The 12,307-nt window shown below is 41.8% G+C and carries 8 protein-coding genes; 3 read left to right on the top strand and 5 right to left on the bottom strand.

Features of this window, described 5'->3' with window-relative positions; all coding sequences use genetic code 11:
* The first annotated feature begins 184 nt into the window (after nt 1-184).
* On the top strand, nt 185-1,285 hold the full coding sequence (locus ACEXOE_RS17995; RefSeq protein WP_394750237.1) for a hypothetical protein: 1,101 nt from the start codon (nt 185-187) through the stop codon (nt 1,283-1,285).
* 178 nt (nt 1,286-1,463) lie between these two features.
* Nucleotides 1,464-1,910 (top strand): hypothetical protein, encoded by a 447-nt coding sequence (locus ACEXOE_RS17990; RefSeq protein ID WP_394750236.1) that lies wholly within the window; start codon nt 1,464-1,466, stop codon nt 1,908-1,910.
* Between the two features lie 12 nt (nt 1,911-1,922).
* Here the strand turns inward: ACEXOE_RS17990 and ACEXOE_RS17985 are convergent, their stop codons facing one another.
* Genes ACEXOE_RS17985 through ACEXOE_RS17965 form a run of 5 tightly spaced genes read right to left on the bottom strand, consistent with a single transcriptional unit; the run spans nt 1,923 to nt 9,668 of the window.
* Nucleotides 1,923-3,992: an FN3 associated domain-containing protein gene (locus tag ACEXOE_RS17985; RefSeq protein ID WP_394750235.1), complete on the bottom strand. Its 2,070-nt coding sequence runs from the start codon at nt 3,990-3,992 to the stop codon at nt 1,923-1,925.
* 3 nt (nt 3,993-3,995) lie between these two features.
* Nucleotides 3,996-4,793: a chitobiase/beta-hexosaminidase C-terminal domain-containing protein gene (locus tag ACEXOE_RS17980; protein WP_394750234.1), complete on the bottom strand. Its 798-nt coding sequence runs from the start codon at nt 4,791-4,793 to the stop codon at nt 3,996-3,998.
* On the bottom strand, nt 4,790-5,770 hold the full coding sequence (locus ACEXOE_RS17975) for an NHL repeat-containing protein (RefSeq protein ID WP_394750233.1): 981 nt from the start codon (nt 5,768-5,770) through the stop codon (nt 4,790-4,792). The genes ACEXOE_RS17980 and ACEXOE_RS17975 overlap by 4 nt, the downstream gene beginning before the upstream one ends.
* Nucleotides 5,771-5,823: 53 nt before the next feature.
* Nucleotides 5,824-7,317, bottom strand: coding sequence for a DUF1501 domain-containing protein (locus ACEXOE_RS17970; RefSeq protein ID WP_394750232.1), 1,494 nt, complete (start codon nt 7,315-7,317; stop codon nt 5,824-5,826).
* 2 nt (nt 7,318-7,319) lie between these two features.
* Nucleotides 7,320-9,668, bottom strand: a complete 2,349-nt coding sequence (locus ACEXOE_RS17965) for a PSD1 and planctomycete cytochrome C domain-containing protein (RefSeq protein ID WP_394750231.1) — start codon at nt 9,666-9,668, stop codon at nt 7,320-7,322.
* A 367-nt stretch (nt 9,669-10,035) separates the two neighbouring features.
* Between ACEXOE_RS17965 and ACEXOE_RS17960 the strand changes: the two genes are divergently transcribed.
* A complete protein-coding gene (locus ACEXOE_RS17960; protein ID WP_394750405.1) occupies nt 10,036-12,300 on the top strand; it encodes a GH92 family glycosyl hydrolase in 2,265 nt (754 codons plus the stop codon).
* The last annotated feature ends 7 nt before the right edge of the window (nt 12,301-12,307 follow it).

The raw sequence follows: 12,307 nt of genomic DNA, 5'->3' as shown, positions 1-12,307 counted from the left end.
TTCAATTTTCTTCCAAAATAAGCATTTTAATCAAAACGAAAAGCATTATGTATCACAGAGACATCACATGTAGCATGGAATACTAATAAAGCTTTGTTAAATAAAAAATGCCCGATGTTAAATCCTACAAAAGCTGTTATGTTTAAAATCGCTATACGACTGTAGAAATTCAAAAAACATACCTATGAAAATTAAGAATTTAAAACAGATTGCCCTTGCCCTTGTGGCATTGGCAGCACTACAAGCGTGCGAAAATGATTTTATCATCAATGACCCCACCATAACGGTCAATGATCCTGAAATTAACGTGGATAATCCGAATGGAGGCGCAGAAAACCCAACAGACCCCACAAATCAGGATGACCCCAATGCTCCTGCCGAGGGTTTTCCTAATGTAATTACCATAACGGAAACCGGATTATATCCAGAAGGAATCGATTTTAATACCATCAATGGACAGTTTGTTGTAGGATCCATTACAAGAAGCGAAGTGGGGTATGTGAATGCCGCTGGAGATTATGAGACTTTTGTTTCCGAGGATAATTTAAGAAGCGTTACAGGAGTATTTACCGATGAAGACCGCAATCGCCTATTGGCCGTTTCTGGAGATTTAGGGTTCTCTCGCAATAGTGTGGCTCAAGGGTCCTGGGCCTACTTGGGAATTTATGATTTGGCTACAGGTGAGCTTATTGAAGGAGTAAACCTCGGCGCATTGTTACCCTCTGGAACTCCAGTATTTGCGAATGATATTGCAGTAGATAATGAGGGGAATATTTACGTTACGGATTCTTTTTCTCCAGTAATATATCGTGTGGATGGCCTTACTTTTGAAGCTTCTATTTTTGTGAACGGAGGTGAGGACTTTACACCTGCTCCGGGAGGATTTGGATTAAACGGAATTGTGTTTATTGAAGATTTTCTTATTGTAAATAAGTTGGATGATGGAAGACTTTTTAGAGTGGATATTGATCAGCCAGAGAATTTTTATCCTGTCAATGCCCCTCTATTCGTAGGTGCCGATGGTCTAGAGCTTACCGCAAATGGTGATATTGTTTTGGTAGAGAATGGCCTTGGGAATAACCCAGGAACACAATTGCTTCGCTCTGAAGATAATGAATGGCACAATGCCGAACTTATCGGGACATTTCCGGTAGCGGCCGAAAAATTCCCTACAACGGCGGCTCTGGCCAATGGAGAGATTTTTGTATTGAATGCCTATCTCAGTTTGGCCTTGAGTGGAGATTTTTCACAAGAAACCTTTACTATAGTAAGAACAAATCAATAAAAAAAGCGACTTTTTTTTTAGAATTTGATAAAACCATCGTCTCTATATAGAGATGGTGGTTTTTTTTGTGCATTTGAACCAATTAATTTTAAATCTCGTAGGTAGTGTAGTACCTTGAGGTAAAAGACACCCCCGTCAATGTTTAGTAGAAAAACCATTGTGGTACAAATTAATAGTTATGAATCACGTAAAAAAAATAGGAATCTTGTCCTTTTTGTTGGGAGTGTTGGCAGCATGCCAACCTTCAAGTGATGTCCTGTCCGGGTCGGGTGTCCCGGAAAAGAAAATTGCTTTGGCCTATTTCCAAGATCAGTATAATACGACTTGCAATTCCATAAATTTTTGGATATTCAATGATGGTACGGTGGTGTACAAATCCATATGCGATGAAGAAGGGACTACAGAGATCGAGGCTAAAATTTCCCCACAAGAGATGAATAGCCTATTGGAATATATAGCTGATCGTTCCTCGCAACTAAGCCACAATGATTCTCTGGATAATGTACCTGTAACGGTATTGAAATATGCAGATACCAAGTATATATTTAATTCAGAAAGCGCCAATGTAGCCTTTAGGGCGATCAATTCTAAAATTGAAGGGCTAATTACCCGAACGATACATTAAATACAACTGATATCAATTGATTACGATTTCATCAATAAAGATATAACAGGCTTTTCCTGCTGCAGGGTGCCAAGAAGGGTTCCTCAATGGACTTCGCACTTGCACTTTTACATATTTTGTTTTTACCGGCTCAATAGCAACATCAAAAAATGAACGCTCCACAACAAAGGTGTTCTCTGTTGCTGGATATTGCACAGCTGCGGTCTCATGGTATTTTTTTCCATCTAAGGAGGTCCAAATACGAATACCGGAAGGAAAAAAAATCCAACTCCCCGGAGCGGAGAGCGCCCCCACGGATACGGAGGAAACTTCCTTTTCCTGAGACAATTGGAAGGTAGTGGTAAAATGACTTCCTTGATAGCCTAACCAATGTCCGTCCGAAAAATCCAAAGACCCCCTTGTCAAATCTATTAATGTATTTCCTTGCTGTGCAGTGTAATTTTTATGCGGATTATTATGTAAGGAAACCTTAGATACTTCAATACTGTTCTTTCTGAATTGGGCATGGCGTATCTCACTTTGTTTCCATCCCTCCAGATAGCTAATGACGTTGAGGTTTGTTGATTTGTCTAGCACTAGAGGCTTGGAATAGAGAAGGGAGTTGGTGTCCGGAATTGTACCGTCCAAGGTATAGTAGAGTTTTGCATTATCAAATACTCCTTCTACATGTACCGTGAGGGTATCTCCAAAAAATTCCGTATCGGCTAATATGGTGGGAGGTTCTAGCGTACTTTCGGGAAAAATGCTATCGGAAATGGCGCCTTGAATCCAGAGATCGGTTTGCTTTTGCTGTAATTTTGAAAGCCCTGCCGTACTTACATTGGTTTGCCATAGGTAAAGATTTTTCAGGTGTTGCATCTGCTCTATTTGTGATAGGGAGACATCACTCACGGCGGTATGGTATACGTTCAGGGATTCCAAAGACTTCAGCCCTTTGAGGGCTACTATACTTTTGTCGGTGATGGCTGTGTGTTGCAACTGTAGTTTGGTGATATTTTCAAAATTGGGCAAAACAGGGGAGAGTTCATCATCGAAGTTGGAATGACTTAGATTGAGCTCTACAATATTCCCGGCGTACTTCTTTAGTGGTGCAAAAAGTTCTTTTTTTAAATTTTTTAATCCCGCCATGTTGACAATGAGTAAAGGGCTTGTCTCGGCAATCGGATATATTGAAACCCCATTTTGTTGCAACTCCAGTAACCATTCTTGGGATACGGGATCCACTTTTTCTGCGATTAGCGCGCGCAAGGAGGTATCTTTTTCCAAACCCTTTAAAGCCTTGTCAATTTTTTTGTTTTTTTCCAGATCTCCGGCAATACAGTCAAAACAATGATTGTTTTCCATCCACCATTCGAGCAATAGGATTTCATCCGAGGTGAGTTGCACTTTTCCTTTGGGAGGCATATGCTCTTTATCTTCCAATGGGAGGCGCATGCGCTGTAGAAGTAGCGCGGGTTCGCTATCGGATATCGAATCCAAAATTTTCCCTGAATCCCCACCTTTCAAAAGCGTTTCGGTATTCGTCATAAGGAGCCCCCCTTTTGCTTTTTGAACATTATGGCAACTTACGCATTTGGCATTGAATATGGGCTGTACAATTTCCTGATACAATTGTGCCTTATTGGCATCGGTAATGACTAGGGCTTGTGGTTCTGCCTCTTGGAAAATATAATCTTCCCCATGGGTCATACTGCCTCCAATATGCCCGGTTATCCCCAGTAATGCCAGGGTAGCAATAAAAAGGGGAAGGTAGCCCTTTTTTAACAAGGGTAACTTGGACTTTTTAAAGAAAAAGAGCGCAATGGAACACAGGGTCAAGGCTACGGCCATCCAACGATGTCTAAAAAGCAAGGTTTCGTCATAGCCCCCATCTTCTCCAAGTAGCCATCCGCTTCCAAGAGAGACCAAGGCGCTTAGGGCGGCAGCGGCTAAGGTCAAGGTAATCATTTCCGTAGCAATATCAGAAGGCTTCCTATAAGCATAGAGTTCCAAGACTATGGCCAAGGTCAGAATACCGATGGGCAAATGCACCAATAATGGATGTAAGTGGCCTATTTGTATGGATAGTGAGAATAGTATCATGCTTTATTCAACTAAAATTTCATCGATGAAAAACCAAGGAATGCCAGAACCGGGATGCCAGTCTGGAATATCGGCAAGGGAATGCACCACAATTTGAAGGTTTTTATACGTTTGGGAAACTAAAGGAATGCTAATGAATTGAAATTGTTTTTTTTGAATTTCCCGTGCCTTGGGCAATTCAAGTTGTCCAATGCGTTTTGCTTCCGAAAATACCGTTACCGCCTTTGGAGAGAAAATCCAATTTTCTTGATCGATCAAGGTGCTCAAAGTGATTTGGGAAATTTTTGTTGCACTGGAAAAATGAAGAGTAAAAGCAATTGATTTGGACTGTAAGCCTACCCAATGGTTCCCTGATCTAAAATCTAAGCTCCCTTTTTGGCTGTCTTTTAAACTGAGCGTGCCCCTAGCTGCATAGTTGGAACTTGGTTGTGGACTTACGCGAATCTCAGTCTTTGAAAAATCGCTTTTTTGTTGCACGATCTGCAGCTCCCGTGTTTCACTTGCCCGGTACTCCGGATGAAAACTACGAGCCTTTACGATGCAGGATTTCCGCAAAACAATAGGTTTGGTATATTTAGGGGAATCCAGTCCAACCTTAGATCCATCTAACGTATATCGTATGGTTGCTCCGGAAAATTCAAATTTCATCTCCAAGTGGGCATTTTTATTGAAGAAGGTGGAATCTATGTGCAATATGGGAGGAGCTAATTGAAAATCCTTACCTACGGCCAATTCCTGTGCCTCCACTCCTTGAATAGTGATGCACAACAGCAACAGATATTTTAGCAAAGGATTTCTCATACGCGCAGTAGTTTTATGGGATAGGTCTTCCCTGCATTCCATTGTGCCACATACAAGTTTTCGTCATCATCCACACAAACGTCATGGGGATGGTAAAAGACATTTAAGGCTTGGTACATGGGTTCTAATGTACCCGCGCTATACGTTGGGGTACTCCCTCCTGGGGCAGATATTAATTTGTTTTCTTCGTTGAGTATAGCAACAAAACCCGAACCTTCACTTTTATCTCCAGACCAAATAGTGGCCAGATATACATGTTTGTTATGAATTACAGGCCTGCAAATATAGGCCCCTGGGAGATGATAGCTTTCCAAGAACTCGCCCTCCATGGAGAAGCGTTTTAACGTATTTTGCTCTCTTGCCGTAATCAATAAAGAAGGATTGTCCGCATCTCTATCATCTATACAAATACCATGAGCATTAAGAAATTGATGGTCTTCCCTTCCTTTACCGCCAAAGATATTTACCAGTTTTCCAGCAGCGTTATAATGCAGTATATATTGTGCTCCATAGCCATCGGCCACATATACATCGCCGTTCTGGGCTATGGCCGTTTCCGTGGGAATGTACTGCTCGTTGGAACTATATTTCCCCGAAGAAGCCGGATACGGGAATACCTGTACCACTTTCCCGTCTATAGTGGTTTTAATAACTTCGTGTCTTGTATTGTCCGAGATATAGAGGAAGTCTTCCCCATTTTCAACAGTAAGGGTCAATCCATGGGCGCCCGGATATTCCGTGCCCCATACTTCCAATAATTTACCGGACCGATCATAGATGATGACATTATTTTTAATGTGGTTGGTCAATAAAAGGATCCTTCCTTTGGAATCTTGAACCATTTCGTGACAATCATTTACCGGATAGAAGGATGAATTTAGAGCTCCCCAATTCAGATCTATTTTGTATTGATGGGAACGATGCCCAATAATAGCGTCTTTATAGGATTCCATAGCGCTTAAAATGGGGCTTCCCATAAGGAGGCCAGTAGATAATACGCCTGTATTTTTTATAAAACTCCTTCGATGCATTAGGTTAAGATATCATTGATCAATTTTCCTTCCACGTCGGTCAACCGGAATCTACGACCTTGATATTTGTAGGTGAGTTTTTCATGGTCTATTCCTAAGAGATGTAACATGGTAGCTTGAAAGTCGTGCACATGAACAGGGTCTTTTACAATGTTATATCCAAAATCATCGGTCTCTCCATAAACTATCCCAGGTTTAACGCCACCACCGGCCATCCACATGGTAAAACATCTGGGGTGATGGTCTCTTCCATAATTGGTGTCGGTCAGTATTCCCTGAGAGTAATTGGTGCGACCAAATTCACCGCCCCAAATCACCAGCGTGTCCTCTAACATCCCCCGTTGTTTTAAATCGGCTACTAAGGCAGCGGAGGCCTGATCTACGTTCTTGGCTTGTTTTTCAATGGCTCCGGGGAGGTTGGCATGTTGGTCCCATCCCGTATGATACAATTGAATAAAGCGCACATCTTTTTCGGCAAGGCGTCTGGCCAAAAGACAGTTGGCCGCAAATGTACCTGGAATTTTAGCATCGGCCCCATACATTTTATAGATGTAATCTGGTTCGTCATCGGTCTTCATAACTTCTGGGACTGAAGTTTGCATGCGATAGGCCATTTCATATTGTGCAATCCTACTTTGTATTTCGGGATCTCCAAATTGCTGATATTGTTGGTCGTTCAGTTCGGCCAGATTATCCAATAGGGTACGTTTGGTAGCCTTACTGATGCCATTGGGGTCGTTTAAGTAGAGCACCGGATCCTTTGCCGCTCTGAATTGTACGCCCTGGTGCAAAGAATGTAAAAAACCATTGCCCCATAAACGCGTGTACAACGGCTGTCCGTTGGGTCTTCCGGTTCCTCTGGATAAGAGTACCGTAAAAGCCGGAAGATTCTGATTTTCGCTCCCTAGGCCATAACTCAACCAAGAACCAATACTGGGTCTTCCAGGCTGCTGACTCCCCGTTTGGAAAAAAGTAATGGCCGGATCGTGATTTATAGCCTCCGTGTACATCGATTTTACAATGCACAATTCGTCCACCATTTTAGCGGTATAGGGCAAAAGATCACTGATCCAGGTTCCGTTTTTTCCATATTGTTTAAAACCAAAAAGCGAACCTACCAAGGGAAAACTGTCCTGTCCTGAGGTCATTCCTGTTAATCGCTGCCCGGCGCGAATGGATTCAGGAAGATCTTCTCCACGGCGTTGATTCAATAAAGGTTTGTAGTCAAAAAGTTCTAATTGGGAGGGGCCTCCACTTTGAAAAAGATAAATGACCCGTTTTACTTTGGCAGGATGATGCAATCCATTTAAAATCCCTTGGGGTCCGGTAAGATTGTCGGTAGGCGTAAGAATGCCATTCTCATCCTTCCGAAAAAAATTACAACCCAATAATGAAGCCAGGGCAACACCACCAACACCCAATGCCGTTTTTCCTAGGAAAGACCTCCGATTTAAAATTAGGGAACGTTCTTCTAGAATCTTTTTTTCACTCATAACTAACCTCTTGAAATGGTTTCATCCAAATTTAATACGGTGTGGGCCGTTAAAGCCAATGCGGTTAATTCTCTTTCAGGAATATCGTCTGCCACCGAAGACTTTCCTATGGTTAGGTATTCTGAAGGAATAATTTCTTTGCGATCTATTTTTTCGAGCATGGAAGCGTATTGTTTTTTTAACACCTCCATTTCTTCCGAACGCGGTTTGCGCGAGGTAGCTTTAGAAAATAATTCGGCTATCTGTTGATCAATATTGGAACTATACTTTCGCAATGCCTGGGCCGCCATTACCCTGGAGGCTTCAATAAGTTGTGGATCATTCAATAGTACTAGAGCCTGCAATGGAGTGTTGGTTTCTTGTCTTTTTACGGAACATAAATCCCTGGAAGAGGCATCAAAGGTCATCATACTTGGAGGGGGCACGGTTCTCTTCCAAAAGGTATACAGGCTTTTGCGATAAAGATCTTGCCCGGTACTCTGTACATATGCCGCAGTACTGCCCCCTCCACCTCCGGTAGTCTCCTCCCAAATACCTTCAGGTTGATAAGGCTTTACACTTGGTCCGCCTACTTTTTTATATAATAAACCGCTTATTTTCAGGGCCTGGTCCCGGATAAGTTCAGCAGATAGGCGCAGTCTGGGAGCTCTAGCCAAAAATCTGTTTTCAGGATCCATTTGCAGCGCTTCTTCGGTAATTTTTGTATCCTGTTGATAGGTTTTTGACAATGCGATGTATTTCAGCATTCTTTTGGTATCCCAGTTTTCTTTTTGCAGTTTAAGCGCAAGAAAATCCAATAATTCGGGATGGGTAGGAAGGGCACCTTGATTCCCAAAATCAAAGGAACTTGCTACCAATCCATTTCCAAACATCCGTTGCCATAATCTGTTTACCGTAACTCTGGCGGTTAAAGGATTGTCTTTGTGAAACAACCACTGTGCTAGGCCGAGTCGATTTCTTGGATACGCGGTTGGGAAAGGAAGAATGGCTTTTGGGGTGTTTGGAAATACCTCCTCACGGGCTTGGTCATATACCCCCCGATCTAAAATATGGGTGCTTCTTGGCGTATCCATTTCTTTCATGATCATTACCGGTACTTCTGTCATCACACTATCCTGAAGTTGCACGAAATTTAGAACACCTTCCGTTTCCTTTTTAGTAATCATCATATAAGGTTCCGGAATCTCCGTAGGGCTGCCCATTAAACCTTTTTCATTAATCGTATTAAAGAAGCTGAACAATTCAAAATGGTCTTGTTGGCTAATGGGATCGTATTTGTGGTCGTGACACCTGGCACATTCCAAGGTAAGTCCCAAAAAAGCGGTACCAAACGTAATGGTCCGATCCTCTACATACTCGATCCTATATTCTTCAGGGATCACACCGCCTTCTGCGGTAATCTTATGATTTCTGTTAAAACCTGTGGCCAACAATTGCTCTCGTGTAGGATTGGGCAAAAGATCTCCAGCAAGTTGGTAGGTAATAAATTCGTCGTAAGGCATATTTTTTTTGAAAGCGTGAATCACCCAATCCCGCCAAGGCCACATGGTTCGTTCAAAATCATCCTGATAGCCATGGGTGTCCGCATATCGGGAAATATCCATCCATTCCGAGGCCATATGTTCTGCATAATCCGTAGTATTAAGGATATGATCTAATACTTTTTCGTACGCATTAGGAGCCTTGTCCCTAACAAAGGCTTCAATTTCAGAGAGACTGGGAGGGAGTCCGGTTAGATCAAAATAGATCCTTCGTATCAATTTTTCTTTGGAGGCATCGGAAGAAGGGCGTAACCCTTGTTCTTCCATTTTTTTCAAGGTAAATTTATCAATCTCATTATTGCCCCATACGGTATCGAGTTCCGTAGGGATTTTTGGAGCTGTTGGAGCCACAAAAGCCCAATGTTCTTTATATTCAGCGCCTTGTTCTACCCATCGTTTTAAAATCGCTTTTTCATAATCCGACAAAATAAGATTAGATTCTGGTGGGGGCATCAATACACCTTCGTCAGCGGTATAAATCCGTTCTACAAGGCTACTTTTTTCAATATCTCCCGGAACAATGGCATGATGGTCTTTCTTTTCTCCTAAAATCATGTAGGCACCCTCTGCCGTATGGAGGGACAATCCCCCTTCAATAGCATTTTTATCTGGCCCGTGACATTTAAAACACCGATCGGAAAGAATGGGTTTTACATGAAAAGTAAAATCTATGTGTTCCGGAACTTGCCGATTCTCCCCATTTTTGGTAATCAAAGTAGTTTTTGGATTGCCTTCGCTGCAACCCATAACCAAAATACCAATAAAAAAAGCATAGGAAATACTTCTTAAAACAAAAGATACTTTCATCATAGCCATAGAATAGGGTGCCAAAATAGAAAAACAACTTTTTCATTAGCCTGAAACTAATTTGTAATATTTTTACAGGCGAACACTTCATTTTTGGATGTCTATCTGTAGAAAACAATACTAAAAATAGCTTGTCAGGATTTTTTCTAAAAATAAGCATTTATAAGAAAGAATCATTGGGGATTTTAGTTTTTAGGGGTGTAAAAGATTAGATTGCTCCTTGGTGAAATTTTAGAGCGATACTATGAAGCACTATTGAGAATTCTGGAAATGGGAGTTTGCTAAAAAAATAAAAAATATGATGTTACAAAAAAGGAAAATCTGGAGTAGTATCCTTGGAGGTGCACTGCTGGTTTTTAGTGGATGTAAAATGGAGAAAACCATCGAGGACAAAACAGCATCATTCGAGGAGGTATCGCTATTGGAATATGTAAACCCTTTAATGGGAACGGATTCTGATTTTAGTTTGTCCAACGGAAACACCTATCCGGCCATAGCCACTCCTTGGGGGATGAATTTTTGGACACCCATGACTTCCAAAATGGGTGATGGATGGACCTATAAATATCGCGAAAACTCTATTAGGGGCTTTAAGCAAACCCACCAGCCTAGTCCATGGATCAATGATTATGCGGCATTTTCCTTGATGCCGGTGACCGGAGATTTAAAATACAAAGAAGAGGAACGTGCTTCGTGGTTTTCTCATAAGGCCGAGACCGTGAGACCAGATTATTATAGTGTGTATTTGGCCGATTATGATGTGGTGACCGAGATAAGCCCTACAGAACGCGCAGCACATTTTAGGTTTACATTTCCGGAAACGGAGAAGGCCTATATCCTTCTAGATGCTTTTTTTAAGGGGTCTATGGTGAAAATTCTTCCGGAGGAACGAAAAATTATAGGGTATTGTAGAAATAATAGTGGCGGAGTGCCCGAGAATTTTCATAATTATTTTGTCGCCGAATTTGATACGGACTTTGACCTCGCCCATACTTGGGGAGATGAGTGGGAACTCCAAGAGAATAGCACAGAAAATAAAGGGGAACATGTTGGAGCGATCATTGGATTTAAAACCAAACGCGGGCAGACTGTCCACGTAAAAGTAGCCTCTTCTTTTATAAGCCCTGAACAGGCACAATTGAATTTAGACCGGGAAATAGGCGCAGATACCTTTAAAGAAACGCGCACTAAGGCAAAGAATGCTTGGGAGAAGGAGTTGAATAGGATAGTGGTGTCCTCTAAAGATAAGGATCACTTAAAAACCTTTTACTCTTGCCTCTATCGCGTGCTTTTATTTCCAAGGAAGTTTTATGAATTGGATGCAAACAATGCAGTGATGCACTATAGTCCTTACAATGGAAAGGTAGCCCCCGGATATATGTTCACGGACAATGGTTTTTGGGATACGTTTAGAGCGGTATTTCCATTTTTCAATATGATGTATCCAGAATTGAATGGGCAGATCATGGAAGGATTGGCCAATACCTATAAAGAATCGGGATGGCTCCCGGAATGGGCAAGCCCAGGACATCGCGATTGTATGATTGGATCTAATTCGGCTCCTATTATTGCGGATGCACACTTAACAGGAGTTAGCGGCTTTGATAAAGAATTGCTTTTGGACGCGGTCTTAAAAAATGCCACGGTGGCCGATGGAAGACCCGTAAATAGCGTAGGCAGGGCCGGAGTGGACTATTATAACGAATTGGGGTATGTGCCCTATGATGTGGGTATCAATGAAAATGCCGCAAGAACCTTAGAATATGCCTATGCTGATTTTACGATTGCCCAAATGGCAAAATCATTAGGGAAGGACAGTTTGGCCCATGCCTATTATGAAAAATCCCTCAACTACAAAAAGTTGTTCGATCCCACGACCAAATTGATGCGTGGGAAAAATAAGGATGGAAACTTTCAAACCCCTTTTAATCCCTTGAAATGGGGAGATGCTTTTACGGAAGGGAATAGCTTACACTATACGTGGTCTGTTTTTCATGATGTGCAAGGGTTAGCAGATTTAATGGGTGGTGCCGATGAATTTGTGAATATGTTGGATGGGGTATTCCAGATGCCACCGGATTATGATGATTCCTATTATGGCTTTACCATTCATGAGATCCGGGAAATGCAAATTGTCAATATGGGAAATTATGCCCATGGGAATCAACCTATTCAACATATGATCTATTTGTACAATTATGGAAGGCAACCCTGGAAAACCCAAGAAAAAGTACGAGAAGTACTGACCAAATTATATACTCCGGCACCAGATGGGTATTGCGGGGATGAAGATAATGGGCAAACCTCTGCGTGGTATGTATTTAGTGCATTAGGTTTTTATCCGGTTGCTCCGGCCACGAATCAATACGTAATTGGCAGTCCCTTGTTTGATGAGGTTACTTTACATCTTCAAAACGGGAAAACCTTTATGATTTCAGCTAAGAATAATGGCAGACGTAGTCCTTATATTAAGGGTGCATTGCTCAATGGAAAATCATTGGATCGCACATGGATTAGTACAGAAACCATTCAGCAAGGAGGGGAATTACAATTTGAGATGGATAAAAAACCCAATAAGGAATGGGCCATAACCAAGGAAGCACTTCCCTATTCCCTGTCCAATGTTAAGGAATAGCCTTAAC

It is taken from the genome of Spongiimicrobium salis, from assembly GCF_043678055.1.
GTDB classification, from domain to species: domain Bacteria; phylum Bacteroidota; class Bacteroidia; order Flavobacteriales; family Flavobacteriaceae; genus Spongiimicrobium; species Spongiimicrobium salis.
This window is presented reverse-complemented; position numbering and strand designations above follow the sequence as displayed.